Annotated in this window: 26 protein-coding genes; 17 read left to right on the top strand and 9 right to left on the bottom strand. The window is 54.8% G+C overall.

Features of this window, described 5'->3' with window-relative positions; translation table 11 throughout:
* Positions 1 to 60: 60 nt before the first annotated feature.
* Together tal and NR114_RS22750 are read right to left on the bottom strand one after the other, a co-directional pair.
* Positions 61 to 1,011, bottom strand: a complete 951-nt coding sequence (gene tal / locus NR114_RS22755) for a transaldolase (protein ID WP_234529587.1) — start codon at positions 1,009 to 1,011, stop codon at positions 61 to 63.
* 295 nt (positions 1,012 to 1,306) lie between these two features.
* The gene (locus NR114_RS22750) at positions 1,307 to 1,900 is read right to left on the bottom strand and encodes a lytic polysaccharide monooxygenase (RefSeq protein ID WP_020828023.1); all 594 of its coding nucleotides are present in this window, start codon (positions 1,898 to 1,900) and stop codon (positions 1,307 to 1,309) included.
* A 405-nt stretch (positions 1,901 to 2,305) separates the two neighbouring features.
* Here NR114_RS22750 and NR114_RS22745 point away from each other — a divergent pair, with 405 nt between their 5' ends.
* Complete coding sequence (locus tag NR114_RS22745) at positions 2,306 to 3,247, top strand: LysR family transcriptional regulator (protein ID WP_020828022.1); 942 nt, start codon at positions 2,306 to 2,308, stop codon at positions 3,245 to 3,247.
* A 96-nt stretch (positions 3,248 to 3,343) separates the two neighbouring features.
* On the opposite strand, the gene NR114_RS22740 is transcribed toward NR114_RS22745, so the two are convergent.
* A complete protein-coding gene (locus NR114_RS22740; RefSeq protein ID WP_234529589.1) occupies positions 3,344 to 4,843 on the bottom strand; it encodes a glycosyl hydrolase family 18 protein in 1,500 nt (499 codons plus the stop codon).
* A 296-nt stretch (positions 4,844 to 5,139) separates the two neighbouring features.
* Between NR114_RS22740 and NR114_RS22735 the strand changes: the two genes are divergently transcribed.
* From NR114_RS22735 to maeB, 5 genes are all read left to right on the top strand, one after another.
* Positions 5,140 to 5,466, top strand: coding sequence for a phage holin, lambda family (locus tag NR114_RS22735; protein WP_020828020.1), 327 nt, complete (start codon positions 5,140 to 5,142; stop codon positions 5,464 to 5,466).
* The gene (locus NR114_RS22730) at positions 5,456 to 5,857 is read left to right on the top strand and encodes a M15 family metallopeptidase (protein ID WP_046372972.1); all 402 of its coding nucleotides are present in this window, start codon (positions 5,456 to 5,458) and stop codon (positions 5,855 to 5,857) included. Before NR114_RS22735 ends, NR114_RS22730 begins: the two co-directional genes overlap by 11 nt.
* Positions 5,854 to 6,237 carry a hypothetical protein gene (locus NR114_RS22725; RefSeq protein WP_234529590.1) on the top strand — a complete coding sequence of 128 codons (384 nt, stop codon included), beginning with the start codon at positions 5,854 to 5,856 and terminating at the stop codon, positions 6,235 to 6,237. The genes NR114_RS22730 and NR114_RS22725 overlap by 4 nt, the downstream gene beginning before the upstream one ends.
* Positions 6,227 to 6,391 (top strand): hypothetical protein, encoded by a 165-nt coding sequence (locus NR114_RS22720; RefSeq protein ID WP_162302858.1) that lies wholly within the window; start codon positions 6,227 to 6,229, stop codon positions 6,389 to 6,391. Before NR114_RS22725 ends, NR114_RS22720 begins: the two co-directional genes overlap by 11 nt.
* A gap of 331 nt (positions 6,392 to 6,722) precedes the next feature.
* Positions 6,723 to 9,002 (top strand): NADP-dependent oxaloacetate-decarboxylating malate dehydrogenase, encoded by a 2,280-nt coding sequence (gene maeB / locus NR114_RS22715; protein ID WP_020828015.1) that lies wholly within the window; start codon positions 6,723 to 6,725, stop codon positions 9,000 to 9,002.
* A 48-nt stretch (positions 9,003 to 9,050) separates the two neighbouring features.
* Here maeB and mmuM read toward each other — a convergent pair whose 3' ends face one another.
* Together mmuM and mmuP are read right to left on the bottom strand one after the other, a co-directional pair.
* Entirely contained in the window at positions 9,051 to 9,989 is a 939-nt protein-coding gene (gene mmuM / locus NR114_RS22710) for a homocysteine S-methyltransferase (protein WP_234529591.1), read from the bottom strand.
* A complete protein-coding gene (gene mmuP, locus NR114_RS22705; RefSeq protein WP_234529592.1) occupies positions 9,979 to 11,388 on the bottom strand; it encodes an S-methylmethionine permease in 1,410 nt (469 codons plus the stop codon). Before mmuP ends, mmuM begins: the two co-directional genes overlap by 11 nt.
* Before the next feature lie 194 nt (positions 11,389 to 11,582).
* Between mmuP and NR114_RS22700 the strand changes: the two genes are divergently transcribed.
* From NR114_RS22700 to NR114_RS22685, 4 genes are all read left to right on the top strand, one after another.
* Positions 11,583 to 12,422 (top strand): ChaN family lipoprotein, encoded by an 840-nt coding sequence (locus NR114_RS22700; RefSeq protein ID WP_048760987.1) that lies wholly within the window; start codon positions 11,583 to 11,585, stop codon positions 12,420 to 12,422.
* A 102-nt stretch (positions 12,423 to 12,524) separates the two neighbouring features.
* On the top strand, positions 12,525 to 13,325 hold the full coding sequence (locus NR114_RS22695; protein ID WP_115058352.1) for an energy transducer TonB: 801 nt from the start codon (positions 12,525 to 12,527) through the stop codon (positions 13,323 to 13,325).
* 77 nt (positions 13,326 to 13,402) lie between these two features.
* Positions 13,403 to 15,535, top strand: a complete 2,133-nt coding sequence (locus NR114_RS22690; RefSeq protein ID WP_256814510.1) for a S9 family peptidase — start codon at positions 13,403 to 13,405, stop codon at positions 15,533 to 15,535.
* Positions 15,536 to 15,666: 131 nt separating this feature from the next.
* Complete coding sequence (locus tag NR114_RS22685) at positions 15,667 to 17,907, top strand: TonB-dependent receptor domain-containing protein (protein WP_234529594.1); 2,241 nt, start codon at positions 15,667 to 15,669, stop codon at positions 17,905 to 17,907.
* 17 nt (positions 17,908 to 17,924) lie between these two features.
* Here the strand turns inward: NR114_RS22685 and NR114_RS22680 are convergent, their stop codons facing one another.
* The 3 genes from NR114_RS22680 to amiA form a co-directional block, all read right to left on the bottom strand.
* A complete protein-coding gene (locus tag NR114_RS22680) occupies positions 17,925 to 18,380 on the bottom strand; it encodes a YaiI/YqxD family protein (protein ID WP_020828008.1) in 456 nt (151 codons plus the stop codon).
* Positions 18,380 to 19,300: an oxygen-dependent coproporphyrinogen oxidase gene (gene hemF, locus NR114_RS22675; RefSeq protein WP_020828007.1), complete on the bottom strand. Its 921-nt coding sequence runs from the start codon at positions 19,298 to 19,300 to the stop codon at positions 18,380 to 18,382. Before hemF ends, NR114_RS22680 begins: the two co-directional genes overlap by 1 nt.
* 69 nt (positions 19,301 to 19,369) lie before the next feature.
* Positions 19,370 to 20,257: an N-acetylmuramoyl-L-alanine amidase AmiA gene (gene amiA, locus NR114_RS22670; RefSeq protein ID WP_234529595.1), complete on the bottom strand. Its 888-nt coding sequence runs from the start codon at positions 20,255 to 20,257 to the stop codon at positions 19,370 to 19,372.
* A gap of 205 nt (positions 20,258 to 20,462) precedes the next feature.
* Here amiA and NR114_RS22665 point away from each other — a divergent pair, with 205 nt between their 5' ends.
* Positions 20,463 to 20,888 carry a GNAT family acetyltransferase gene (locus NR114_RS22665; RefSeq protein ID WP_020828005.1) on the top strand — a complete coding sequence of 142 codons (426 nt, stop codon included), beginning with the start codon at positions 20,463 to 20,465 and terminating at the stop codon, positions 20,886 to 20,888.
* 42 nt (positions 20,889 to 20,930) lie between these two features.
* On the opposite strand, the gene NR114_RS22660 is transcribed toward NR114_RS22665, so the two are convergent.
* Positions 20,931 to 21,329 (bottom strand): YgiW/YdeI family stress tolerance OB fold protein, encoded by a 399-nt coding sequence (locus NR114_RS22660; protein ID WP_020828004.1) that lies wholly within the window; start codon positions 21,327 to 21,329, stop codon positions 20,931 to 20,933.
* A 171-nt stretch (positions 21,330 to 21,500) separates the two neighbouring features.
* Between NR114_RS22660 and NR114_RS22655 the strand changes: the two genes are divergently transcribed.
* From NR114_RS22655 to NR114_RS22635, 6 genes are all read left to right on the top strand, one after another.
* Positions 21,501 to 21,965, top strand: coding sequence for a DUF2919 domain-containing protein (locus tag NR114_RS22655; RefSeq protein WP_046374996.1), 465 nt, complete (start codon positions 21,501 to 21,503; stop codon positions 21,963 to 21,965).
* A 156-nt stretch (positions 21,966 to 22,121) separates the two neighbouring features.
* The gene (locus NR114_RS22650; protein WP_256814509.1) at positions 22,122 to 22,706 is read left to right on the top strand and encodes an RpoE-regulated lipoprotein; all 585 of its coding nucleotides are present in this window, start codon (positions 22,122 to 22,124) and stop codon (positions 22,704 to 22,706) included.
* Between the two features lie 151 nt (positions 22,707 to 22,857).
* Positions 22,858 to 23,058, top strand: a complete 201-nt coding sequence (locus tag NR114_RS24330; protein ID WP_372907102.1) for an IS3 family transposase — start codon at positions 22,858 to 22,860, stop codon at positions 23,056 to 23,058.
* A gap of 307 nt (positions 23,059 to 23,365) precedes the next feature.
* A complete protein-coding gene (gene hipB / locus NR114_RS22645) occupies positions 23,366 to 23,638 on the top strand; it encodes a type II toxin-antitoxin system antitoxin HipB (protein ID WP_234529596.1) in 273 nt (90 codons plus the stop codon).
* Positions 23,638 to 24,963, top strand: coding sequence for a type II toxin-antitoxin system HipA family toxin (locus NR114_RS22640; RefSeq protein WP_234529597.1), 1,326 nt, complete (start codon positions 23,638 to 23,640; stop codon positions 24,961 to 24,963). Before hipB ends, NR114_RS22640 begins: the two co-directional genes overlap by 1 nt.
* 411 nt (positions 24,964 to 25,374) lie before the next feature.
* Positions 25,375 to 26,274 carry a Dyp-type peroxidase gene (locus NR114_RS22635; protein WP_115058356.1) on the top strand — a complete coding sequence of 300 codons (900 nt, stop codon included), beginning with the start codon at positions 25,375 to 25,377 and terminating at the stop codon, positions 26,272 to 26,274.
* The last annotated feature ends 117 nt before the right edge of the window (positions 26,275 to 26,391 follow it).

Below are 26,391 nucleotides of genomic sequence, written 5' to 3'. Positions count from 1 at the left end.
TGAGTGCGCGGATGGCGTTGGCAAGCTCTTTACGAGAGGACATGTTTTACTCCAGAGTGATTACAGTTCAGCGGACAGCATGTCTTCCAGCTTTTGCTGGTCAACGGCGAACAGACGAATACCTTCGGCCAGTTTTTCAACGGCCATGGCGTCCTGATTATGCAGCCAGCGGAATTCGGCTTCGGCCAGCGGGGCAGGTTGGTGGAAGGCTTCGGTGGATGGCGTCAGTTTGCGTTCTACCGGTTGCTCGCTTTGTTTGAGCTGCTCCAGCAGGTTCGGCGCAATAGTCAGACGATCGCAACCGGCCAAAGCCAGGATCTGCTCAACCTTGCGGAAACTGGCACCCATAATCACGGTCTGATAGCGGTGCTGTTTGTAGTATTCATAAATGTTGCGCACCGATTTGACGCCCGGATCCTGCTCGGCGTCATAGTCTGCAGCAGGCTGTTTGGCCTGATACCAGTCATAAATACGCCCCACGAACGGGGAAATCAGGAACACGCCGGCTTCGGCACAGGCGCGGGCCTGGGCAAAAGAGAACAGCAGCGTCAGGTTGGTGTTGATGCCTTCTTTTTCCAGTTCTTCGGCGGCTTTGATGCCTTCCCAGGTGGAGGCCAGCTTGATCAGAATACGCGACTTATCAATACCCTGTTCCTGATACATGCCGATCAGCTTACGCGCCTTGGCCACGCACATGCCGCGATCGAAGGACAGGCGTGCGTCCACTTCGGTGGAAATGCGGCCCGGCACGCTTTTGAGAATTTCGACGCCGATGTTCACCGCCAGTTTGTCGCTGGCGTTGATCAGTTGGGTTTCTTTATTGCCACCTTGCTGGCGGGCATAGTTCAGAGCTTCGATGATCAGTGGCTTATATTGAGGCAGCGCAGCGGCTTTCAGGATCAATGAAGGGTTAGTGGTGGTATCCTGCGGTTCGAACTGGCGGATGGATTCGATATCGCCGCTGTCGGCTACCACCGTGGTGAGCTGCTTGAGTGCGTCTAATTGGTTCATTAATAAGCTCCTTGACCAAACGTCAATGTAGGGAAATGAGAACGTTTTTCATCGTAGGCTGAACACACTGCATCAGAAGCCCGATGATTAAAATGCGCTTTTTCTGATTGTTGCGATGGATAAGAACAATGGATCCCGAAACGAGCCAGGTAGGGCGCGGTTTTGCAGCCGCTTACCTCACCTGCGAAGGCGGTGTCAGTATGGGCTGACCGAGGGGAAAAAGATGTGGCATAGCGCACTCGCAATAAAAAAGGGTTCAGCACCCGGCTGAACCCTGTGGTATTTCCCTTCCTTATTATTTGGTCAAGTTAACGTCAATCGCCTGATAGAAGGCATTGGTCGTATCTGCTACATCCCACACGGCGAGGATGACGTGCGAACCGCTGCGGTCTGCAGGTATGTTGCACTGGTGGGTGACCTGCGCGGCTGGAATCGCACCGCCGTCGTTCTGTTGACAGAACGGCGTCAGGTCAAAGGACGCACGGGTCAGTGGCTGTGACGCGTCCCAGTTCGGCTTGGTAATGAAATAACGCCAGCTGGTGGTGCTGTGGCGAGCGGTCAGTCTCCAGGTGAAGGAGTTGGCGCCGGTGTGCAGATTGATCTTGTTCCAGCGGGTTGGCGTTTGCTGATCCAGTTCGAAGAAGGTGGATTTGTCGGCGCTGGCGATATGCCCGTCAGCCGGACCCGCCTGTGGGAAGCCTTTCAAGCCTTCAACGCTCTGTGGTTCATATTGCACACTGCCGCATTGGGTATTGAGCTGCAGTTTGCACTGATAGGAGCGGCTGGCCGGCGTTTCGACGTAACCGTGGGCGGCGGCCTGTTGTGATACGCCGAACAACGCGGCGCTCAGCAGGCCAAGGGACATAAGGGTACGGGAAGTATTGTTCATAAGTCACTCCTGACTGAAGTTGTATTGTAAGTTGGGTTTATTTTCACCGACAAAAAGAGAGGTTATTAAAAAATTAAAAACATCATTCTTGGCGGCTTGTTTTATTTTTACCCTTAGACTCAGCTGTCAGGGTGGAATGTTTTATAGGCTATTAACTAAAATTATTATGATGATTGTCTTTTATTTCTTGATTGAATTTATTTAAACACTGCTGTCTAAAAAAACGGCGTCATGATGAATTTTATTTAAAGTGTTGATGAATAGTCTTTCAGATGACGTGCTGCAATATAGAGTATATTGCTTGTGGTTTTGCTTACTCTTGTGTGACTTGAACGACTTTTACGCGCCAACCACTTGGGAATTTAGTGTCATTTTTTTCTTATTTTATGTCAAAGAGGAATTTGTATGACTAGATTATCCCTGGATGCGATTAAAATAATCAGCACCATCAAAAGTACCGGCTCTTTCTCAATGGCGGCGGAGGCGTTGCATAAAACCCCTTCGGCAATATCTTACCGGGTTTCCAATATAGAAAGTAAACTCTGCGTGAAACTTTTTCATCGTAATGGTCCGATGATCACCCTGACAGATGAAGGGGAATTCTTATTGCAGGAAGGTGGCTGGATTTTAAATGCGGTACAGGATCTGGAGAGTAGGGTAAGAAACATCCCAAAGTTCGATAATAATATCCGCATCGTGGTTGATAATTTCTTTCCGCTGGAAACGCTCACCCAGGATATCCGCGACTATATCCAGCACAGCCCAAACGCCAACATATCCGTGCAGCGTGAAGCGTTGAATGGCACCTGGGATGCGTTGAAGAACAACCGGGCGGATTTGATTATTGCCATCGGCCAGATCCCGGACAGCGTGCAGGCCAAGACGCTGATGCTCGGCAAGCTGAATTTTGTGCTGTGCGTTTCTCCTTCTCATCCCTTTGCGGCACAGAAAAAGCCGGTGGATAAAAACCAGCGGCTGAACGATATCGTGGTGGGCATTGCCGACAGCAGCCACGAGCTGCCCAAGCGTAACCATGGCGCCATGCCGTTGCAGCGCCAACTGATGGTATGCGACGTCGAGAGCAAATTGGCGCTGTTGAAGCGGGGTATTGGGCACGGCTTCTTGCCACCGGCGCTGATAGAAAAAGAGCTGGCCAGCGGCGAGTTGGTGACGGTACCGGTCGATATGCAAAAAGGCGATGAAATGATTTGGCTGGCCTGGCATCCGGCCAGCAAAGGGGCCGGTTTTAGCTGGTGGCATGAGCGGCTGACGCGCAAAAGCGACGTCTTCAGTCTGCTGGGGCGGGAAGTAATACGTGATGGGGGTTATCCTTGGTGTAACAACTGAGGGAGTGACCACGAAGGGATGCGAAAATTAAACGTTTAAAGCAGTAAAAACCCCGTCGCCATCAGCCCCGGGGTTTTTTTATGTCGTCGCTGACCGTTACGCCACGCGACCCACTTTCAGCCAGGCGGTATCGGAACCCGGCACGGCAGTGATATAGCCCCACTTGGCCTGCCAGACATAGCCCTGATACGACACCAATGCTCCCTGGTTATAGGTGGTACCGGCAACGTAGGCCGGGGCGCTCATGATTGGCAGATTACCTGGGCCAACGCCGGTATAGCGCAAGCCGGTGCCCATATCCAACTGGCTGTCGTCATAGTCCGGTGCGTTGAAGTAACGGTCGAGTGAGGCCAACAGATCGCCATTGCGGTTGTCCTGGCCCAGGTGCCAGAACATCACGCCGCCCAACTGCTGCTGTTTGATGTACTTCGCCTTGTACTTGAAGCTTTCGGCATCGTCATAGGTGACGAACAGGCCATTGGCCGCGTGGTACAGATACGGCGTTTTGGTTTTATCGTTCCACAGGCGCTGATAGCCGTAATTGCCCAACAGCATTTGCTCCAGCTGGCGGTAAGAGGCGATGCGGGGATCCTTGTCGCGGACGCACTCTTCACAGCCGACCAACCAGTAATCGGTGCCAGGGAAGGGATCTTCCCCCGGCGTGCTGTGGCTGCTGTACTGGCCGCCGTTAGTGGCGCTGACGCCTTTGAACGCCCGGCCGTAGAACGGCACGCCCATGACGATTTTGCTGCTCGGCACGCCTTCCACCATCAGATGTTGCTGTACGGCGGCGTCTACCGTCAGGCTGAACGGGCTGGGGAAGGCGCGAGTCAGCTCTTCCCAGCTCCAGCCGAGATTGGCTTCACGCAGCGCGTTATAGAAGGTTGGCCCGGCGCTGTCGCCAAACAAGCCTGCCTGGTGGTTGGTGATTTTTTCCCATGGACCGGCCAGATCGTAGGTCATCAGGTTGATGTAATCGAGTGAGGCGACGATCTGCGGCAGCTTGCTGTAGTAGCGCGACAGGAAGAACGCGCCACCTGCACCGGCGATGGTCAGTTGGTAAGGCAGCGCCTGACGGCCGTCGGCCTGGGTTTGCTGATTGAGCAGGGTGCGGATTTCCTGCAGCGCGGCGACAAAACCGTCGACCTCGCTGCTCTGTGGGTATTCCCAGTCAATGTCTACGCCGTCAAAGCCATAGTCTTTCATGATGCGGACGCAGGATTGCGCAAATTTGGTGCGTGCCGCCGGGGTTTTGACCGCGTTGACATAGTTGGCATGGGACACCCCCAGATCGTTGGAGTAATACCAGCCGCCGATAGAGAACATGATGCGCAGATTCGGGTTATGCGCCTTCAGCGCAGTCAAACGGCTAACTACATCACGCGCCTTGGCGTCGTTGGTTTCCGGATCCCAGGCGCATTCCAGATTGCTGTTAATGTCGAGGAACGAGAAATTAATGTGGGTCAGTTGCCTGGCCTTGGCCGGTGTAATATTGGACACCGGGAAAGGTACGATTGAAGTATCGGACTCGGTATAGTGATTAATTTGGTTAGTAGGAATGAAATAATAACCAATAACGGCTTTACGTTCTGACATGGTATTTCTCCAGAGTTAAGTTTTTTGTCATTGAGAGTGAATCTCCCGCCGCTATTAATGTTTATTTATCGGATAAAGAGAAGTCGAAATAAATCACAATAAAGATGAATTTTTTATCGGCTTGCCCAGTTATTTGTCAGGGTGGTGTTGTGCCATGGGTGAGCATGAATGAATTTGACTTTAGAGGCTGTATTTATTCATTTGCTTTGTTATAGCATCCTTAACTAGATTCTGATGGTACCGATATTCCACCGGCCGTGATTGGCGTTTAATTAAAATAAAATAGGAGTGTAGCTATGTCCAGCTTAGAGCCAGACGCTGTTGGCTTAATTATTCAGCGAGCATGTGAATATCTTCAGCCGGTGATGAATGCCATTTTGGCAGGGCTCATGGCGCTATTGCACGGGGCTTATCGCAATGTCGGTATGCGGCGCCGTTTATTAAATGCAGGCATGTGCGCGTTATTGGCCTGGACGGTGCGCGACGCCTTGGCGCTGACCGGGCTGGAATTAAAGTGGGCGAACCTTGCCAGCGTGCTGATTGGTTTTCTTGGGGCTGATTATATCAGCGCATTAATTAAAAGATTTATTGGCAAAAAAACGGGGTTTAAAGATGATAAATGAAATTGAAGACATTCGTTTTACCGCACGCAGCGAGACCAATTTAATGGACGTGCATCCGGATCTGGTGCGGGTGATGCGGCTGGCGCTGCATTATTCGCTGGTGCCTTTTTCCATCACCGAAGGGCGCCGCAGCATGGCGCGTCAGCGTGACCTGGTGCGGGGTGGGCAAAGCCAGACGCTGAAAAGCCGCCATTTGACCGGCCACGCGGTGGACGTGGTGGCCATGCCGGCAGGCGTGGTGTCCTGGGAGTGGGACTATTATGCGCAAATCGCGGTGGCGGTCCGTCGTGCAGCGCGAGAGTGTGCGGTTGACGTTGAGTGGGGCGGGGAATGGAAGACGCTGAAGGACGGGCCGCACTTCCAGCTTTCCTTTAAGGATTACCCAGCATGAGCGGTTGGCTGAGCAGGCTGGCGCAGGGCGGATTGCTGCTGTTGTTGTTGGTAGCTATCTGCCTTGGCGGCTACAGCTCGCTGTTGTCGCACCGGCTGGAGCTGGCGCGGCAGCAGGTGTTAGAGCAGCAAAAGACCCTGGCGCAGCAGGCGGGGTTGATTGCCACGCTGCAAACTCAGGATGCACAGAATCGTGCGCTGATGGCGGCTCAGCAGCAACAGGAGCAACTGCTGCGGCAGCAAAGCGATGTTTATCAGAGGAAATACCGTGAAGCGATTAAAAATGACGCCTGCGCTGGGCAGCCTATGCCTGGCGCTGTTATTGAGCTCCTGCGCCCAGCCGCCGCAGCCGGCAGTGCCGGTGGTACTGTTGCCCCCTGAAACGGTGTTTATTCCGTGCGAGCAGCCGCAGCTGCTGGGCAATACCTGGGGCGATGCGCTGAGTTATACCCTGGCGCTACAAACCTCGTTACAAATCTGCGCAGGCCGGGTGGCCACGCTGAATGCCTGGCGCGCCCAACTGCCAGCGCACTGATGGCAGTGTTTTTCTTCTTCGTCCTGTGGTACTTCTTTTTTTACTTTTATAAAACTATTTCGATCAAGGTTTTGGCCCGCTTCAAAGTTTGTGACGTTTCTCTCACTATACTACAAGGCTGCGTCCTGCCATTGTACGTGAGCGCCAGCCCTTCGGGCCGCGCCCCAAAAAACCGTACTTAGCGTTGTCGGGTTTGAACATAGGCACGCTATGTCCAGCATCCTCCGCCTTGGTTACGGGCTTTTGGGTCTGCGACGCTGGCACGAACAATGGCAGGACACAGCTTAATAGCCTTACCTCAACATAAAAGCAAAAAGCATAGGAACCTACAATGGACGAACAGCTCAAACAGAGTGCGCTTGATTTCCACCAATATCCGGTCCCAGGGAAGATCCAGGTATCCCCCACCAAGCCGCTGGCAACGCAACGCGATCTGGCGCTGGCCTATTCGCCGGGCGTCGCGGCACCTTGTCTGGAAATTGCTGCCGATCCGCTGGCGGCCTACAAATATACCGCGCGTGGCAACCTGGTGGCGGTCATTTCCAACGGCACGGCCGTGCTGGGCCTGGGCAATATCGGTGCGCTGGCCGGTAAACCAGTGATGGAAGGGAAGGGCGTCCTGTTCAAGAAATTTTCCGGTATCGACGTGTTTGATATCGAAGTCGATGAGCTAAACCCTGACAAGCTGATCGACATCATCGCCGCGCTGGAGCCGACCTTCGGCGGCATTAACCTGGAAGACATCAAAGCGCCGGAGTGTTTCTACATCGAGCAGAAACTGCGCGAGCGCATGAAGATCCCGGTGTTCCACGACGATCAGCACGGTACTGCGATCATCACGACCGCCGCAGTGTTGAACGGCCTGCGGGTAGTGAAAAAGAATATTTCCGACGTGCGGCTGGTGGTTTCCGGAGCCGGCGCCGCGTCGATCGCCTGTCTGAACCTGCTGGTGGCCCTGGGGCTGCGCCAGCAGAACATTACCGTCTGCGACTCCAAAGGGGTTATCTACAAAGGTCGTGACGCCAATATGGAGCAGACCAAGGCGGCTTATGCGATTGAAGATAACGGCCAGCGTACGCTGGGTGACGCTATCCCTAACGCCGACATCTTCCTCGGTTGTTCCGGCCCGGGTGTCTTGACTCAGGATATGGTGAAAACCATGGCCAGGGATCCGTTGATCATGGCGCTGGCCAACCCGGAACCGGAAATCCTGCCGCCGCTGGCGAAAGCCGTGCGCCCGGATGCCATTATCTGTACCGGCCGCTCCGATTACCCGAACCAGGTAAACAACGTGCTGTGCTTCCCGTTCATCTTCCGCGGTGCGCTGGACGTGGGGGCGACCACCATTAACGAAGAGATGAAGCTGGCCTGCGTGCATGCGATTGCCGATCTGGCGCTGGCAGAGCAAAGCGACGTGGTGGCGTCGGCCTATGGTGATCAGGATCTGTCATTTGGCCCTGAATACATCATTCCCAAACCTTTCGATCCGCGCCTGATTGTTAAAATCGCTCCGGCAGTGGCCAAGGCTGCGATGGAGTCTGGCGTGGCGACGCGGCCGATCGAAGACTTTGATGCCTATGTCGAAAAGCTGTCTGAATTCGTTTACAAAACCAACCTGTTCATGAAACCGATCTTTGCCCAAGCGAAGAAGGAAATGAAGCGGGTGGTGATGGCGGAAGGCGAAGAAGAAAGGGTACTGCACGCTACTCAGGAGTTGGTGTCGCAAGGCTTGGCCTATCCGATTCTGGTGGGGCGCCCGAGCGTGATCGAAATGCGGCTGAAAAAACTCGGTCTGCAGCTGACGCCGGGTAAAGACTTTGAAGTGGTGAACAACGAGTCCGATCCGCGTTTCAATGAATACTGGGGCGAGTACTACCAGATCATGAAACGCCGTGGCGTTTCGCAGGAGCAGGCGCGCCGTGCAGTGATCGGCAACCCGACGCTGATTGCCGCCATCATGCTGCATCGTGGCGAGGCGGATGCGATGATCTGCGGCACCATCGGCAGCTATCACGAGCATTACGACGTGGTTGAAAAAGTATTTGGCTTCCGTGAGGGCGCCCATGTTGCCGGGGCGATGAATGCGCTGCTGCTGCCAAGCGGCAACACCTTTATCGCCGACACCTATGTCAATGACGATCCGACGCCGGAGCAACTGGCGGAAATCACCCTGATGGCGGCGGAAACCGTGCGTCGTTTCGGCATTGAGCCGAAGGTCGCGTTGCTGTCCCATTCCAGCTTTGGTTCTTCCGATAACCCGGCAGCCTGCAAGATGCGTAAAACGCTGGAGTTGGTGAATCAGATGGCGCCGGAGCTGGAAATTGACGGCGAGATGCATGGCGATGCCGCGTTGGTTGAGAGCATTCGTAATGATCTGATGCCGGACAGCCCGCTGAAAGGCTCGGCCAACGTGCTGATTATGCCGAACATGGAAGCGGCGCGTATCAGCTACAACCTGCTGCGTGTGTCGTCTTCGGAAGGGGTTACCGTGGGGCCGGTGCTGATGGGAGTAGCGAAACCGGTACACATCCTGACGCCAATCGCCTCGGTGCGCCGCATCGTCAACATGGTGGCGCTGGCGGTTGTGGAAGCGCAGACCGAACCGTTATAAGCCTTCGGCATTAAACCGCCCCCTGACGCCTTGGCGCAGGGGGCTTTTTTATGCCTTGCAGAGTGCCGCGATCTGGCGAATATCCTTTGGCGTAGTCCGGCAGCAGCCGCCAATCAGCCGTGCGCCGATGCGTTGCCATTCTCCTACCTGATCAATCAGGCTGCCGTGCTCGCCGCCGCAGGCGTGCCAGGTTTTGCTCACCGCGTCGTAATGTTCGCCGGAGTTAGGATAGACCAACAGCGGTTTATCGGTCAGCACGGCAAATTGGCGCAGCGCCGGGGCCACATTTTCCAGCGCAATGCAGTTGATGCCAATCGCCAACGCCTGCGGATTACCGTGCAGCGCAGCCAGTACCTGCGTCAACGGCGTGCCGTCGCTGAGGTGTTGGCTGTCGCGCAGGGTGAAGGCGAACCAGGCGCCGAGCGTCGGGAATTCTTGCAACAGCGTGAGCAACGCCTGCAGCTCGGTGAACGAGGGCAGGGTTTCACAGGCCAACAGATCTACGCCGGCCTCGGCCAACGCACGGATGCGTGGGCGGTGGAAGGCGATCATTTCTTCCTGCGGTAATGCGTAATCGCCGCGATATTCAGAGCCGTCGGCCAGATAAGCGCCATAGGGGCCGACCGAGCCGGCGATCGGCAAGGGGGTTGCCTGCGGGTGCTGAGCCAGATAGTCGCTGCGCGCCTGTTGCGCCAGGTACACGCTTTTGGCGATCAGCGCCAGTGACTGCTCGTGATCCAGCCCCCGGCGCAAAAATCCCTGCGGCGTGGCCTGATAGCTGGCGGTGATGGCGCACTGCGCCCCCGCGTTGAAATAGTCGAGATGAACCTGATAAATCAGCTCGGGGTTTTCGATCAGCACCTTGGCCGACCACAGGGGATCACTGAGGTCACAGCCGCGAGCCTCCAGTTCGGTCGCCAGTGCGCCGTCAAGAATCAGCGTGTTGTGGGTAGCCAACAGCGTGGCGACGGGGTTGTTAACCGACATGATTTTCTCCCAAAGATGTTTTTTTTCCGCTGCGGCGGGTCAGATAATAGGCGGCGTAGCACAGTGCGACGAACGGCAGCCCGCAGTAAAGCGCGATGCGCTGCTCCGGATCGAACGCCAGTCCGATACAGGCCAGCAGGCACAGGGAAAAACCGACGATCGGCGTTAACGGATAGCCCGGCGCGCGGTATTTCAGGCCGGCGATCGGCTGGCCGCTGCGCAGATAGTGGCGGCGGAAAGCGTAGTGTGAGGCGCAGATGCTCAACCAAACTGCCACCACGGCAAAGCCGGAAATGGCCGACAGGGCAACAAACACCGTGTCCGGCGCAATCACGCTGGTTAACAGCGCCAGTACGCCGCCAAGCATACTGAAGGTCAGCGCATTGATCGGAATGCCGCGTTTATTGACGCGAGAAAAATAGGCCGGCAGGGTGCGCTGGTTGGCCAGCGACCACAGCATGCGGCCCGAAGCGTACAGGCCTGAGTTGGCGGCCGACAGGATGGCGGTCAGGATGACGAAATTAAAAATATCGGCGGCATAGGGCACGCCGATGCGTTCAAACACCAACACAAACGGGCTTTTGACAATCCCGGCCTGATCCATCGGGATCAGCGCAGCCAGAATAAACACCGTGCCGACAAAGAACAGCATCAGGCGGATCACCGTGGTGCGTATCGCCCAGGGCACCACCTTTTCCGGATTTTCGGTTTCGCCTGCGGCAATGCCGATAAGCTCCGTGCCGGAGAAAGCGAAGTTGACCGCCACCATCGTCATCAGGATCGGCAGGGTGCCGTTGGGCAGCCAGCCGGAGGCGGTCAGGTTATGCAGAAAGGGAGCCGGAGTGCCGTCTTTCATCGGCAGCAGGCCAAACATGGCTGCCCCGCCGAGGATGATAAACGCCAAAATAGTGATCACCTTGATCAACGAGAACCAGAATTCGCTCTCCGCGAAGAAGCGAGTGGTGACTACGTTGAGCAGGAAAATGGCCGCGCAGAAAATCAAACACCACAGCCAAACCGGTGACTGTGGGAACCAATACTGCATGCAGAAACCGGCGGCGGTCAGGCTGGAACCGAGTGCGACGGTCCAGGTGAGCCAATAGAGCCAGGCCACGGTATAACCGGTCGCCGGACCAAGATAGCGGGAGGCGTATACGTGGAAGGCGCCGGTTTCCGGCATCGCCACCGAAAGCTCGCCCAGGCACAGCATGACCAGATAGACCACCAGTGCGCCAATCAGATAGGCCAGCAGGGTGCCCAGGGCGCCGGTGGTGGAAATGATATAGCCGGTATTGAAAAACAGCCCGGTACCGATCACGCCACCCAGCGACAGCATCACCAGGTGCCGGGCCTTCATGGTGCGTTTGAATTGCCCTGCGGCGGGGACAGGTGAGTGCATGGTATTTTACCCGTATAGACGTCTAAGCTGCTAAATGGCTATTGGTTATACCCGCAATACTTCATGAAATCAATGCGTGGTCAGGGATCCTAAAGTAAAAAAATAGTTATCGATGTCGCAGGAAAGGGGGTTGTCTATATGCAAATGATAATTATTATCTATAATGTCGCCACTTTTTATGACAGGGCAGCATCATGAGACTTTTGATTTTATTGGCCGCGCTGGCGCTCGCCGCCTGTAGCCAAACCCCGGTTTCCTCGCCAAAAACTACCCTTGATAGTTTGGGCAAAATTACGGATTTGCGCAGTGGAGAAAGCCTGTCACCTGACCAGCTTCTGGCCCGTTTGGCCGCTCAACCTCGGGTCATTGTCGGCGAAAAACACGATAACCCCTATCACCATCAGATTGAGCTGTGGCTGGTGCAAAACCTGCCGCAGCAGCGTCCCCAGGGTAGCGTGCTGATGGAAATGATTAACCCGAATCAGCAAGACAAGGTTAACCAGGTGAAACAGTGGCTGCAGGGGGATCCCAGCGTTCGCGACGGACGCGTAGCGGAGTTGATCGGCTGGCAGTCGGGGTGGAAATGGTCGCTGTACGGCGATGTGGTAATGGCGGCGATGCGTGCACCCTATCCGCTGTGGTCGGCTAACCTGGATCGCGATGAAATCATGGCTTTTTATCAGCAGCCAAGTTTCCCGCAGGGCCAACTGTCGGTGCGTCCGGTGGTGCAGAAAGCGCTGGAGGAAACTATCCGCACTTCGCACGGCGGCAAGATTGAACCTCAACAATTGCATGCGATGCTGGCGATCCAACAGCAGCGTGACCGCCGCATGGCCGAACGCCTGCTGGCCGCGCCCACTCCCGCGCTGTTGATTGCCGGTGGCTACCATGCCGCCAAATCCGTAGGAGTGCCACTGCACGTGCAGGATTTGCAACCGGCTGCGTTGCCAACGGTACTGATGCTGGCGGAACCCGGGGTACAGGTCGACAAACAGGTGGCCGATTACCTGTGGATCACCCCGGCCGTAAAATGAATGTGTTAAGGCAGTGAAAAGGACTGTTAATAATAATTACAAATGATTATCATTAGCAAATGTGATCTGCAATCATTCGCAATTAAGTAATCTAATGTCCCTATGCTAAGTCAGTCTTTCTCTTTTTCGGCCCCTGCGATGCCGCAACCGCGCTGGGCGCGCGGTTTTTTGTGCGCTATCGCGGCACATGTGGCGCTGGTACTGTTGTTTTACTGGCCGCCACGCTCGCTGCCGCCGATGCAATTGCCGCCTCCGGCGGTAATGATGAGCTGGGCCGCGCAGATTGAAGCGCCGGAAAGTCCCAAACCCTTACCGCTAGGCGTACAGCAGGCGCAGTCGTCTGCTGCACAACCGGCTGAACAGCAAGAACAACCCGACTTACCAAAGCTGGCAAGGGCTGAAAAAACCAAGATTGCCGTGGCCGAAAAGAAGCGAACTGAACAGCGGCCGCCGCAGAAAACTCAGCCGAAGCCCGAGGAGCAGGCAAAAGAGACCAAACACGCTGCGGCCTCCAGCGCCGCGGCACCGAAAGCGTTGAATGTTGCCCGGCAGGCGGCGGCACCGCTGAACAGTGATTCCGCCAGTCAACTGCAGGCCAAGCTGTCGTGGGAAAGCCAGGTTAAGGGGCTGCTGAACCGCATCAAACGCTATCCGTCGGATGCACAGCGCCGCCGCCGTACAGGCATGCCGCAGGTGGTCTTTACGGTGGATGCGCAGGGCCGGGTGTCTGATTTGAGATTGCAGGCGTCGTCAGGTACCGCCTCGCTGGATCGGGAGGCACTGGCGGTGGTGACTCGGGCGCAGCCTTTGCCGCAACCGCCGGTGGAGATGCTTCAGCAGGACAAGGTTCGGGTGACGATGCCCATCGATTTTAATCTGGCGGCGTTGCACGCCGTCCAATAGTTTATGCCGACGGCAGCGGCCTTTTGTTTGCTGAAACAAAAGCAGGCGTTGCCGATGTCAAACCATCGTGAGGGACTATGAAATATCCACTTTTGCCGGGTCGTTGTTGGCGTGCGGCAACCTCTGTCGTGATCTCATTAAGCTTAATGGGCCAGGCCGTTCAGGCGGCACCGCAGGCTCCCAGCGCGGAAATCATCCCGAAAAAGTTGACCGCCCAGGGTGAAACCCGGGTAGATGATTACTATTGGTTGCGCGACGACAGCCGCCAGAATAAAAAGATGCTGGATTATTTGACGGCGGAAAACCGTTATACCGAACAGATGATGCAGCCGTACAAAAAACTGCGCGATACGCTGTACCAGGAAATGCTCGGCCGCATGAGCCCGGAAGATCGCTCGGTACCTTATCAACTGAACGGCTACCGCTATCAGGAAAGCTATGCGGCGGGTAAGGATTTTGCCCTGTACCAGCGTCAGGCCCTTACCGCCGATGCGCCATGGCAAACCTTGCTGGATGCCAACCAGCGCGCGACAGGGCAGGCTTATTACCGTGTTGGCGGTCTGGAGATCAGCCAGGACAATCAGCGGATGGCGATCGCTGAAGACTATCAGGGGCGCCGGCAGTACCGTATTTCGTTGCGTAATGTCGACAGCGAGAAATGGGCCGCGGAAGTGATTGAAAACACCTCTGGCGACATGGTGTGGGCCAACGATGGCAAGACGCTGTTTTATATTCGCAACCATCCGCAAACGCTGTTGCCGTATCAGGTTTATCGCCATCAGTTCGGTACGCCGGTCGCGGACGATAAACTGGTGTATCAGGAAGATGACGCGGCGTTTTATCTGAGCCTGGCTCATTCCTCCTCCCGCGACTACCTCATTATTACCGTCAGCGGCAACACTACCTCTGAGGCGCGGCTGATCGATGCCAACCAACCGCTGAAAGCGCCGGTGCTGTTTGCCGCCCGTCGGAACGGCCATGAATATTACCTCGACCATTATCGCGGCGAGTTCTATTTACGCTCCAATCACCAAAGCCCGCATTTTGGTCTCTATCACACCGCGGCGCTCGATAAACCGTGGCAGACGCTGATTGCGCCGCAGGAAAAGCGTGAGGTCGAAGGTTTCACCTTATTCCGCGACTGGCTGGTGGTGAAAGAGCGTGGCGATGGCTTGGTACAGCTACGGCAAATCAGTTGGGACGGCAAAACCCAGCGCAGCATTCCGTTCGATGACGCCAGCTACATGGCCTGGCTGGGCTATAACCCCGATCCGGACAATCAGCACCTGCGCTACGGCTATTCGGCGATGACCAGGCCGACCAGCACCTACGAATGGGATCTTGATAAAGGCACTCGTACCCTGTTGAAACAGCAGGAAGTGAAAGGCGTTGATCCCAGCCAGTACCACAGCGAACGAGTGTGGATCAGCGCGCGTGACGGTGTGAAGGTACCCGTCTCGCTGGTCTACAACCGTGCGATGTTCAAACCGGGGCACAGCCCGCTGCTGGTGTACGGCTATGGCGCCTATGGCATGAGTATGGATCCGGCCTTCAGCGCCAACCGCATCAGTTTACTGGATCGCGGTTTTGTTTATGCGCTGGTCCACGTGCGTGGCGGCGGTGAATTGGGGCAGAACTGGTATCAGCAGGGCAAACTGAGCCATAAACCCAACACCTTCAGCGACTTTATCGATGCAACCCAAGCGTTAATCAAACAGGGTTACGGCCAGCCGGGGCGTATCTATGCCATGGGGGGCAGCGCCGGCGGCTTGCTGATGGGCGCTGTGATCAATCAGGCGCCGCAGCTGTATAACGCGGTGGTGGCGCAGGTGCCTTTCGTGGATGTTTTGACCACCATGCTCGACGACAGCATTCCACTGACCGTCGGTGAATATGAAGAGTGGGGCAACCCAAATCAATCAGAAGCCTATGCGCTGATGAAGTCTTATAGCCCCTACGACAACGTACGCAAGCAGACGTACCCGAACCTGTTGGTGACCAGCGGCCTGTATGATTCGCAGGTGCAATATTGGGAACCGGCAAAATGGGTGGCCAAACTGCGTCGCTTTAAACAGGGCGATTCGCTGCTGCTGCTGGCCACCGATATGACGGCCGGGCACGGCGGCAAATCGGGCCGACTGACGCGGCTGGAAAATAGCGCCTTGGAATACAGCTTTATTTTGGCGGTGGATCAGAAAACGCGGAAATAACCCTTCTGGCCGCCAGGAAATAACCTGGCGGCTTATTAAAACGATAAAGCGTTAATTTTACCGTCGATTTCGGCGGGCTTTGTGCTGGGCATTGTCGGCCATAACATCTTTTTGGTCATTTCTGGGGATCTATGAAAATTAAATTACTGGTAAGCCTGATCGGTGCGGGAATAGCGCTGAGCGGGACGGCGACGGCTGCGCAAGACGGGGCAGATAATGGCAACGGCAACGTGGTGTTTAGCCCGTTGAACGTTTCGGCTGCGACAGAAAGCGACCGTAGCGAAAAGGAGGCGTTGGAAAAACCGGGTGCCTTCAGCTCACGAGGGGAAAATAAGAATCTCGAATCGGTAGACAGCATTTTGCGCAGCATGCCGGGCACCTATACCCAAATCGATCCGGGCCAGGGATCGGTTAGCGTCAATATCCGCGGCATGAGCGGCTTTGGCCGCGTTAATACCATGGTGGACGGTATTACCCAGAACTACTACGGCAGTTCGCCGAGCGATGCAGCCCATGGCGGGTTACCCACCAGCCAGTTCGGTGCGCTGATCGACCCCAATTTTATCGTCGGCGTTGATGTAGCGCGCGGCAATGCGACGGGCTCCGCCGGAGTGAATGCGTTGGCAGGCAGCGCCAACTTCCGCACCCTGGGTGTGGATGACGTGGTGTTTTCCGATAATCCCTTTGGCGTGCGCACCAAATTTTCCGTGGGCAATAACGGCATTGGCCGCAGCGGCATGATTGCCGTGGGCGGGAAAACCGGCGCCTTTGGCGAAGGCGGCAGCCTGGGCGCGATGGCAGCCATCAGCGGCAGTTCCATCACGTCTAATTACAAAAACGGCTCCGGTTTTGACAGTGAAGAGTTTAACGTTGATAAAACTTATCGACAGAACCCTAAATCCCAGTTATTCAAAGTCGATATTAAGCCAGACGCTTTTAATAGTATCGAACTGTCGGCCAGGACCTACCAGAATAAAATAACCCGCCGTCATATCGACAGTAATGACTTCTATATTAAATATCACTATGCGCCTTTCTCCGAGCTGATTGATTTTAATCTGACAGCCAGCACCAGCCGCGGTGAGCAGAAATTCATGTCTGACAATATGGCAGGGTTTAGCGACAGCAAGGCGAAAAATATCTCGGACGCGCTGGACGTCAATAACACCAGCCGTTTCAGCCTGCAGGAAGTCGATTTTGCCTTCAGCTATGGTGGCAAGCTGATCCGTAACGAATACAAGAAGCACGCATCCGGGCTGGTAACCGACGATAACCAGGCGGAAAGTTCGCCGGTGGGGATCGCGGGTAAACAAAATATCGCCAGCCTTTACAGCGGGCTGCAGCTTAACTACGGCATCTGGCAGAGCAGCTTTGATCTGAACTACAGTTCCTATGATATTTCCGGTTATAAACCTGCCTGTGATGAGCGCGTAGCCTGCTTCCCGCAGGGGGCCAGCAATATCAATTTGAAAGAGCACGGTTTTAATCCGTCGGTGCTGTTATCGGCGCAGGTGACGCCATGGTTGCAACCGTTTGTCAGCTACAGCAAGTCGATGCGCGGGCCGAATATTCAGGAGGTGTTCTTCGCCAACAGCGGCGGGCAGTCGATGAACCCGTTCCTGAAGGGCGAAACCGCCGAAACCTACCAGGCCGGCTTCAACGCCAATGCTCATGACCTGTTGTTCAAGCAGGACAGCTTCCAGCTGAAGGCGGTGTATTTTGAATCAAAGATCAAAAATTACATTTCCAGCCAAAACTACATGGTGTGCAGCAATCGTCGCAAGTGCAACCGAGCTCAGTCGACGCAGGAAGAGTGGGATAACGCCAATGAGAATGTCGTGATGACCATGTACAGCAATGCTTATGAGCCGGTCAGAATGCGTGGGGTGGAAGTAGAGGCAATGTATGATGCCGGTTTCGCCTACACCAAACTCTCCCTGAGCAAAGAGCACACCAGTCAACCGACCAATCAGGCCAGCAACGAATTCGGTGCCGGTGACATCAGCGAACTGCCGGAATTTTATTTCACTTTAGATTCTGGGGTTCGTTTGCTGGACGAGAAATTGACGCTGGGCGGATTGGTCAAATACACGGGTAAAGCGGTTCGCCTGTCGCCAAATTCGGATCGGGACGAAAATGAGCAATTGCTGAAAGAGCCTGCGCCGCACATCCCGACGATTATCGATCTGTACAGCACCTATCAGTTCAACCGTAACCTGCTGTTGAAATTCAGCGTGCAGAACCTGATGGACAGAGACTATTCCGATGCGTTGAACAAGATGAACTCGATGCCGTCCCAGTCACAGGACTTCACACCGACCAACACCGCCCGCGGCCGAACCTATATCTTCGGCGGGGAGGTGCGATTCTAAGCGGAGTACGGGCGCAATCACTGCGCCCGTTTTGCCTGCTGCAACCACTTGTCCAGCTCGTTGGCGAACTGCTGACGGTCGCGCTGGTTCAGCGTATTCGGGCCGCCGGTCTGGATACCGCTGGAGCGCAGGGTGTCCATAAAGTCGCGCATGTTCAGGCGCTCACGAATGGTGTCCGGCGTATAGCGTTCCCCGCGCGGATTCAGCGCCACCGCGCCTTTTTCGATCACCTCGGCAGCCAGCGGGATATCGGCGGTGATCACCAGATCGCCTTTCTCGCAGCGGCGCACGATTTCGTTATCCGCCACGTCAAAACCGGCCGCCACCTGCAGAGTGTGGATATGCCTGGAAGGCGGCGTTCTCAGCGGTTGGTTGGCAACCAGCGTTACCGACATGGCGGTACGATCCGCCGCGCGAAACAGCACTTCTTTGATCACGTTGGGACAGGCGTCCGCATCGACCCAAATCTGCATTATTCCGGCTCCTTCAACCAATCGCGCACCGGCAGGAAATCACGGTAAAGTGCCGCTTCCGGGCTGTCTTCCGCCGGTTGATAGTTGTATTCCCAGCGTACCAGCGGCGGCATCGACATCAGGATGGATTCGGTACGTCCGCCGGTTTGCAAGCCAAACAACGTGCCGCGATCCCAGACTAAATTGAACTCGACGTAGCGGCCACGGCGATACAGCTGGAACTGACGTTGGTTATCGCCCCAACTCAGCGCCTTGCGTTTTTCCACGATCGGCAAATAGGCATCGAGGAAGCCTTCGCCCACCGCTTGGGTAAACGCGAAGCAGGTAGCGAAGTCGGGCGTGTTGAGATCGTCAAAGAACAGGCCGCCGATGCCGCGCGCTTCGTTGCGGTGCTTGATAAAGAAATAGTCATCGCACCACTTTTTGTATTTGGGATACACCTGCTCGCCGAAGGGGGCGCACAGCTGTTCGGCGGTGCGGTGCCAATGAATGGCATCTTCTTCAAAGCCGTAGAAGGGGGTCAGATCAAAGCCGCCGCCAAACCACCACACCGGTTCTTCGCCCGGCTTTTCCGCAATGAAAAACCGCACGTTGGCGTGGCTGGTCGGGATATAAGGGCTGCGCGGGTGGATCACCAACGACACGCCCATCGCCTGGAAGCTGCGGCCGGCCAACTCGGGGCGGTGTGCGGTAGCAGAGGCGGGCAGGGTGGCACCGGAGACGTGTGAGAAGTTGACGCCCGCTTGTTCGAACACCGCGCCGTCGGTCAATACCCGGCTGCGGCCACCGCCGCCTTCTTCCCGCGTCCAGCGGTCCTCGTTGAAAACGGCGCCGCCGTCGGCCTGAGCCAGCTGCGTGCAGATGCGGTCCTGCAGTGCCAGCAGGAAGGATTTTACTTCTGCGATGGTCGATAAACTCATACGGATTAATTCACAGCGTCTGACTGAACAAGCCGCAGAGTATACCTTTATTCACCGTGGCTGGCAGTATCAGCCGGGTTTTCGTTGGTGTGAATCGTAATAGCTGAAGAAACTGATCACGCCGTCGGCGATGGCGCGGGCGATTTTCTCGCGGAATGCGGTGGTGCCAAGCAGGCGTTCTTCCGCCGGATTGGTGATAAACGAGGTTTCGACCAGTACCGATGGAATCGACGGGGATTTCAGCACCGCGAACGCCGCTTGTTCGGTGCTGTTGCTGTGCAGATGATGTACCGGACGGATCTGGCCGAGCACGTGGCGGCCGAGCGTCAGGCTGTTGTTGATGGTATCGGTTTGCACCAGGTCGAACAGCACCTGCTGCAGATAGTTGTCCTGATTTTTGTATTTTCCACCGGCCACGTCATCGGCGGCATTTTCGCGGTTGGACAGATAACGCGCCATGGCGCTGCTGGCACCGCGATTGGACAGGGCAAACACCGAGGCGCCGGAGGCTTCCGGGCTGGTAAAACCGTCGGCATGGATAGAGATAAACAGATCGGCCTGATGCTGGTGGGCAATCTCCACCCGCTGAAACAGGGGGATAAACTCGTCTTCTTCCCGCGTCAGGCGCACTTCAACGTGTTCCTGTTCGTGCAGAATGCGACGCACATGGTTGGCAATCTCCAGCACCACGTGTTTTTCCTGCGAACCTTCTCTGCCGACGGCGCCCGAATCGATGCCGCCGTGACCGGGGTCGATCATCACCAACCTTTTGCTGCCGCTGGGTTTGGGCGCCGTTTTAGCGTGTTGCTTGCGCAGCATGCCGCCGGTTTCGGCATGGGCCGTTTGGCTCTTACTGCCGAGCAGCACCAGCGCCAGACCAGAAAGCAGTAATTGACGTCGCGTGGGGGAAACGGGGAGCGGTTTAAAATTGAGGAAGGGTTTAACCTGCTTTTTCATAACGCTACGCTCCATCGACAAATTCTATTTTGCGACGTTATATCGTATTGATAATCATTAATCGACCGGATAACTATGTCCATTTATTACGCGAGTTACCGGGGATTTCTGCATTATTGCCCGGGGAAATCGCAGTTTGATATTGCGTAAGTGAATAATCCCGCGATAATCAGATAAACATCTTAATTAACAGCGGCGAACATCGATGGAAATTCGCGTATTTCGACAAGACGACTTTGAAGAAGTCATTACCCTGTGGGAGCGCTGCGATCTGCTGCGGCCGTGGAACGATCCTGAGATGGATATTGAGCGCAAACTGAATCACGATCCGGATCTGTTTCTGGTCGCGGAAGTGGGCGGGGAAGTCGTGGGATCGGTGATGGGGGGATACGACGGTCATCGTGGCTCGGCGTATTATCTCGGGGTGCATCCGGATTATCGCGGACGCGGTATCGCTAATGCGTTGATCAGCCGGTTAGAGAAAAAATTGATCGCGCGCGGTTGCCCGAAGATCCAACTGATGGTGCGGGAAGATAACGACACGGTGATCGAGATGTACGAGAAACTCGGTTACGAGATCCAGAGCATTACCAGCCTGGGCAAGCGGTTGATCGAAGATCAGGAATATTGAGCGATATTTTGGGCGGTGAGGCTTCACCGCCCAAACTGCGCGTTAGGGCAGTTTTTTGATGGTTTTCACGTCGACTTCCACGTTGCTCCAGTCTTTATCCACTTTCCCTTCCAACTGCACTTTATCTTTCGGGGTGATGGTCTGACCGTTCCAGCGTTTTTTGTCGATCTCGACCGTCAGCGTGCCGCTGGCGTCGCGGAAGGTGTAGGTCTCGTCGCCGACGCGTTGCTCAATGTTGCCTTGCAGCATCACCCAGGTGTCATCACTCATTGATTTGACCTTGTCGACGGTGGTCAACGCGGCGCTAGGGCCGGAAAATCCGCCTTGCTGCGTGTTTTGGGTGTGCGTTTGCGGTGCCGCAGGATCGAGGAACCCGCCTTGCTGAGCCAGAACCGGTGCGCTACACAGAGCAATTAATGCTGCCAGGGTATATTTTTTCATCTTAAGCTTCCTTATCTCAATCTAGAATCAAAGCCCTGCCAATCAGGACTGCTGGTTTGATGGGGTTAAGTAAAGCATGAAAATCTTAAGGGGTTCTTAAGCGCGCGCATTGAAAACAATAAACACGGCACCCATTTGAAAAATCATCATGATATTGGCAAGGAATCGATGTTGAAGCCACTTCCACCCCGTTTTTCCCCCGACGATTACGATCAGCACGGTGCGTTGCGTTTGCCGCTGTGGTTTTGGGGCGTACTGATTTTACAGGCCCGCACCTGGATCCTGTTTGTGATGGCCGGGGTTTCGCGCCAGCAGGGGGAAGGCCTGCTATCGCTGTTTTACCCGGACACCCAATGGTTCTGGTATGGCATCGTGCTGGGGCTGCCGGCGGCGTTGGCATTTTTGATTGCTCCGCGTCGTCACCAGTGGCCACGGCTATGGCGTGCCTGGCGCTGGGTATTGATTGCTTCGTTGCTGGCAGCGTTGGGCGGTTCCCTGTTTAGCCTGTGGCAGCAAGACGACAATCCTTCGGCGTTGGACATCGTGCTGGCGTTGCTCGATGCGTTGGCGCTGGCTTACTTGCTGCTGAGTGCGCGTCTTAAGGCCTGTTTCGTGGTACAGGATGAGGCGGGTTAATTGCCGCACAGTGCGGCACTTTTCTCATTTTCCGCACTCCAAGCTCGCAACCGATGGCGATGCGTGGACAGTTGTGAGAGGCTGACACGCAACAAAACGCCAAGTGCGGCAGGGCAGAGCAGACTGTGCCCCGTCATTGATGTTAAGGAGCTAAAAATGAATGTTCGCCCACTGTTGTTAGGGCTTCCGCTGTTACTGACCGGCTGTTCGACGATGTCCAATTTCTCTTGGTCCAGCCTGTCGCCATTTAACTGGTTTGGCAGCAGCCTCGAAGTCAGCGCCAAGGGCGTTGGCGACCTCAACGCCGGTACCCCGATGTCGGAAAGCGCCATTAACGACGGGTTGAACGGCGATTACCGCCTGCGCGGTGGCATGGCCACCAGCCAGGGCAAAATAGTTTCCTACTACCAGGCGATGGACGGCAACGACGTGAAGCTGGTGATCACCGGGGAACCCAAGGGTCACGTGCAGCGCGTGGACGTGATGGACAGCAAAGTCGCGACCGAGTGGGGCAGTAAGCTGGGCACGCCGTTCAGTGACCTGTACAGCAAGGCGTTCGGTGCCTGTAAACCGGCCGACGGCGATGATGCCGGCAAGGTCGAGTGCGTCGCACAGCAGAGCAATTACGTCACCTATATCTTCGACGGCAAGTGGGCCGGCCCGCAAGATATCATCCCACCGGATGACACGCTGAAAAGCTGGACGGTCAGCAAGATCATCTGGCACGCCAAACCGCAATAAAGCTTCCCCCCTGGGCGCCCGTTCTTAACTGCACCCCCAAATGCCAGATAGTCATATAGCGATCAAGGGGGCGCAGTATATTAGCGCTCAGTTCCAATTCTGCCGGCGGGAACTTGATGTGCCGGGCAGCGTGAGCCGCAAGGGTAACTGACTGGATGATACCCTTGCGGAGAGGTTTTTCCGCATCTTGAAAGGAGAAAGAGTTAACTACCATCGCTATGAAACCCGAAGTCAGGGTATTGCAGACGTTATTGATTATATCGACAGTTTTTATAATCTGAAGCGGCGACATTATCGGCTGGGAAATATCTCGCCGGATGAATACCAACGACGACCGCCACAATGTGCCTAAATTGGTGTCCGGTTTTACCTGACCATGACATCTCGTTAAGTCTCGTTGTTCTAGGCGATCGGGTTGTTCACTGAGCTTACGGCCCACTTCGATTTATCCCTTTCTAAGGATAATTCGATTATTATCCTCACCGGGGGGTAATGATGTGATTATCCCTACAGGGGTATATTAATTTGTTTATCCTCACATTCGGATATTTCGTTCAAAAAGTTGACATTATACCCTTAAGGGTATAAACCTAATACTATCCCTGAGTGAGGATAATAATCAGCACCACAATGCAACGGTGGTCGCGACTGGAGGTAACATGCTCAATCCACCCAAAATATACAGTCCGGTTCAACTGGCTAACTATCTAAAACTGGTTAGGCAGCAAAATCAGTGGACTCAAAGCGAGTTGGCCTGCCGGATTGGCATTAAGCAGGCAACGATTTCCAACTTTGAAAATAATCCGGAAAAAACAACGTTGGCCACTGTGTTTAAATTACTTCAATCCCTTGATGTTAGCATGGTTATCGTCAAAAAAAATGATATTACCGCCCCCCCGATGAAGGGTAACTCACAGGATCTCGACTGGTAATGGCAAGTTTGATTGCATGGATGAACGACGAACTCGTCGGTGAGTTGACGAAGCAGGGTAACGGTGCGCATGCATTTAAATATGATAAGAATTGGATCCTAAATCAACGCGCCAGACCGCTTTCACTTTCCTTACCTTTACAATATGGCAACATTACCTCCAACGCTGTGTTTAACTATTTCGATAATCTCCTACCGGATAATCCAAAAGTTAGAGATCGGATTGTTAAGAGATATAAAGCCAAGTCGAAACAACCGTTTGATCTGCTGGCTGAGATTGGCAGGGACAGCGTAGGTGCCGTGACATTGCTTGCTCCCGGCGAACAAGTCAGCGATCGGGCCCTCTCCTGGGAGCCACTTGCTCCGGCTAAACTGGAAGAACTGCTGACTGCCTATCGAACAGACATTCCACTCGGCATGATTGCTGAGGAAGATGATTTCAGAATATCTGTTGCCGGTGCCCAGGAAAAAACGGCGCTTTTAAAGATTGATAAAAGTTGGTGTATCCCTAAAGGTACTACGCCTACGACCCACATCATTAAACTGCCGATAGGTGAAATAAAACAACCTAATGCGACCCTGGATTTGAGCGAAAGCGTGGACAATGAATATTTATGTTTAGCGTTGGCGCGTGAACTGGGTTTCGACGTTCCTGATACGGAAATCATCAGAACAAAGGCTATCAGAGCGCTTGCAGTAGAACGCTTCGACAGAAGGTGGGCCGGGGAAAGAACGGTATTACTGCGTCTGCCGCAAGAAGACCTTTGCCAAGCATTTGGCCTTCCCTCGTCAGTGAAATATGAATCTGATGGGGGACCAGGCATCCCCGAAATCATGGAATTTTTGCTCGGTTCCAGCGAAGCGTTAAAAGACCGCTATGACTTTATGAAATTCCAGGTTTTCCAATGGCTTTTGGGCGCCACCGATGGGCATGCGAAAAATTTTTCTATTTTTATCCAGGCTGGAGGCAGCTATAGATTGACCCCCTTCTACGATATTATCTCTGCATTTCCTGTTCTGGGCGGACCAGGATTGCATATGAGCGACCTTAAGTTAGCCATGAGCCTAAAGGCAAGCAAAGGCAGAAAAACCGAGATCAACACCCTCTACCCCCGTCACTTTTTGGCTACGGCAAAAGAAGTGAACTTTAGCGACGCGCAAATGTGGGAAATTTTGCGTTATTTTGCAGATAATATCCCCAGAGCCATCGAAGCTGTCATTGAAATCCTACCCGAGGATTTTTCACCACACGTTAAAGAATCAATACTGTCAAATTTGCGTAAATTCCATGGCAGGCTGCATCGGAGCCTGGAGAACGGGCAATAATCAGGTCTCAGTCGCCCGCTGTAGAAAAAAGCTAGCAGGCTAATGCCGGCAGCATCCAATCCAGCAACCGCGCGGCCGCCCAAATCGGGACAGGGGGATACACCACGCCGCGCTACAGCGCCAGAAATAGCGCAGCCAACTCGGTCAGTGGGTCGCGGCGCGAGATGCGTTCCGACTGGGCCGGGCTCTGTCCATTCCGCGGCGCCCCTGGTTTCTCTGGTTTCCCTCCCCGCTGAACGTTAAATCACCGCTCCCTTTGGACGAAATTGCCCGGTTGCGGGTATCCCTATTTTCTTTGCGCTGATGCAAGGCAATCCCGTTTTCATCGGGTATGATACTGCGCATTCTTAACAGGAAACCCATGGACAAACAGTAACCTGTTACTCGATTTCGATTTTGAGGATAACGATAATGACCCAGGTTCAGAGCGGTATTTTACTGGAACACTGCCGCTTCGCCATTTTTATGGAAGCCACCGTGCAGGGCGAATTCGCCGATTTGCGCCAGGGCTGCAAGCAGTTTTGCCAGACGTTGACCGAGCTGCAACAGCAGTTTCCCGATGCGCATTTGGGCGCGGTGATCGCCTTTGGCTATGACGTCTGGCACGACCTTTCCAGCGGTCAGGGCGCAAAAGAGCTGAAGCCATTCACCCCGCTGGGCAAAGGGTTGGCCCCGGCCACCCAGCGCGATCTGTTGATCCACATCCAATCCTTGCGTCATGACGTTAACTTTACGCTGGCGCAGGCGGCGCTGGCAGCGTTCGGCAACGCCATCAAGATTGAAGAAGAAACCCACGGATTCCGCTGGGTGGAAGAGCGCGATCTGAGCGGCTTTATCGACGGCACTGAAAACCCGCAGGGCGATAAACGTCCTGAAGTGGCGGTCATCGCCGAAGGTGAAGAAGACGCAGGTGGCAGCTACGTGCTGGTGCAGCGTTATGAACATAACCTGCGTCAGTGGCAGCGCTTTACCACTGAGCAGCAGGAGCAGATTATCGGCCGCACCAAGCACGACAGCGAAGAGTTGCCGCCGGAGCAGCGTCCTGACACCTCGCATGTCAGCCGTGTCGATCTGAAAGAAGACGGCAAAGGCCTGAAGATTTTGCGTCAGAGCCTGCCTTACGGTACTGCCAGCGGTAAACACGGGCTGTATTTCATCGCCTATTGCGCCCGCCTGCATAACATCGAAAAACAGCTGCTGAGCATGTTTGGCGATTTGGACGGCAAACGTGATGCGATGCTGCGTTTCAGCCGTGCGGTGACCGGCAGCTATTACTTTGCGCCTTCGCTGACGCGCCTGCTGTCGCTTTAACCTTTCCTCCGGGGTCGGCCATGCCGGCTCCGGATTAACTTCCTCCTCTGCCACACCGCTCTGCCCCTGCCTTATAGCGTTTGATGCTTGAAAATCACTAAACGGTATATAAAAGCG

This window comes from Serratia sp. Ser99 (assembly GCF_024519545.1).
Classification (GTDB): domain Bacteria; phylum Pseudomonadota; class Gammaproteobacteria; order Enterobacterales; family Enterobacteriaceae; genus Serratia; species Serratia liquefaciens.
The sequence above is the reverse complement of the archived record's forward strand: the minus strand, read 5'-3'. Positions and strand labels throughout refer to the sequence as shown.

What these genes read in the sequence shown, in the direction of transcription:
- tal (WP_234529587.1), bottom strand. Translation starts at nt 1,011, where the DNA reads ATGAACCAATTAGACGCACTCAAGCAGCTCACCACGGTGGTAGCCGAC.
- NR114_RS22750 (WP_020828023.1), bottom strand. Translation starts at nt 1,900, where the DNA reads ATGAACAATACTTCCCGTACCCTTATGTCCCTTGGCCTGCTGAGCGCC.
- NR114_RS22745 (WP_020828022.1), top strand. Translation starts at nt 2,306, where the DNA reads ATGACTAGATTATCCCTGGATGCGATTAAAATAATCAGCACCATCAAA.
- NR114_RS22740 (WP_234529589.1), bottom strand. Translation starts at nt 4,843, where the DNA reads ATGTCAGAACGTAAAGCCGTTATTGGTTATTATTTCATTCCTACTAAC.
- NR114_RS22735 (WP_020828020.1), top strand. Translation starts at nt 5,140, where the DNA reads ATGTCCAGCTTAGAGCCAGACGCTGTTGGCTTAATTATTCAGCGAGCA.
- NR114_RS22730 (WP_046372972.1), top strand. Translation starts at nt 5,456, where the DNA reads ATGATAAATGAAATTGAAGACATTCGTTTTACCGCACGCAGCGAGACC.
- NR114_RS22725 (WP_234529590.1), top strand. Translation starts at nt 5,854, where the DNA reads ATGAGCGGTTGGCTGAGCAGGCTGGCGCAGGGCGGATTGCTGCTGTTG.
- maeB (WP_020828015.1), top strand. Translation starts at nt 6,723, where the DNA reads ATGGACGAACAGCTCAAACAGAGTGCGCTTGATTTCCACCAATATCCG.
- mmuM (WP_234529591.1), bottom strand. Translation starts at nt 9,989, where the DNA reads ATGTCGGTTAACAACCCCGTCGCCACGCTGTTGGCTACCCACAACACG.
- mmuP (WP_234529592.1), bottom strand. Translation starts at nt 11,388, where the DNA reads ATGCACTCACCTGTCCCCGCCGCAGGGCAATTCAAACGCACCATGAAG.
- NR114_RS22700 (WP_048760987.1), top strand. Translation starts at nt 11,583, where the DNA reads ATGAGACTTTTGATTTTATTGGCCGCGCTGGCGCTCGCCGCCTGTAGC.
- NR114_RS22695 (WP_115058352.1), top strand. Translation starts at nt 12,525, where the DNA reads ATGCTAAGTCAGTCTTTCTCTTTTTCGGCCCCTGCGATGCCGCAACCG.
- NR114_RS22690 (WP_256814510.1), top strand. Translation starts at nt 13,403, where the DNA reads ATGAAATATCCACTTTTGCCGGGTCGTTGTTGGCGTGCGGCAACCTCT.
- NR114_RS22685 (WP_234529594.1), top strand. Translation starts at nt 15,667, where the DNA reads ATGAAAATTAAATTACTGGTAAGCCTGATCGGTGCGGGAATAGCGCTG.
- NR114_RS22680 (WP_020828008.1), bottom strand. Translation starts at nt 18,380, where the DNA reads ATGCAGATTTGGGTCGATGCGGACGCCTGTCCCAACGTGATCAAAGAA.
- hemF (WP_020828007.1), bottom strand. Translation starts at nt 19,300, where the DNA reads ATGAGTTTATCGACCATCGCAGAAGTAAAATCCTTCCTGCTGGCACTG.
- amiA (WP_234529595.1), bottom strand. Translation starts at nt 20,257, where the DNA reads ATGAAAAAGCAGGTTAAACCCTTCCTCAATTTTAAACCGCTCCCCGTT.
- NR114_RS22665 (WP_020828005.1), top strand. Translation starts at nt 20,463, where the DNA reads ATGGAAATTCGCGTATTTCGACAAGACGACTTTGAAGAAGTCATTACC.
- NR114_RS22660 (WP_020828004.1), bottom strand. Translation starts at nt 21,329, where the DNA reads ATGAAAAAATATACCCTGGCAGCATTAATTGCTCTGTGTAGCGCACCG.
- NR114_RS22650 (WP_256814509.1), top strand. Translation starts at nt 22,122, where the DNA reads ATGAATGTTCGCCCACTGTTGTTAGGGCTTCCGCTGTTACTGACCGGC.
- hipB (WP_234529596.1), top strand. Translation starts at nt 23,366, where the DNA reads ATGCTCAATCCACCCAAAATATACAGTCCGGTTCAACTGGCTAACTAT.
- NR114_RS22640 (WP_234529597.1), top strand. Translation starts at nt 23,638, where the DNA reads ATGGCAAGTTTGATTGCATGGATGAACGACGAACTCGTCGGTGAGTTG.
- NR114_RS22635 (WP_115058356.1), top strand. Translation starts at nt 25,375, where the DNA reads ATGACCCAGGTTCAGAGCGGTATTTTACTGGAACACTGCCGCTTCGCC.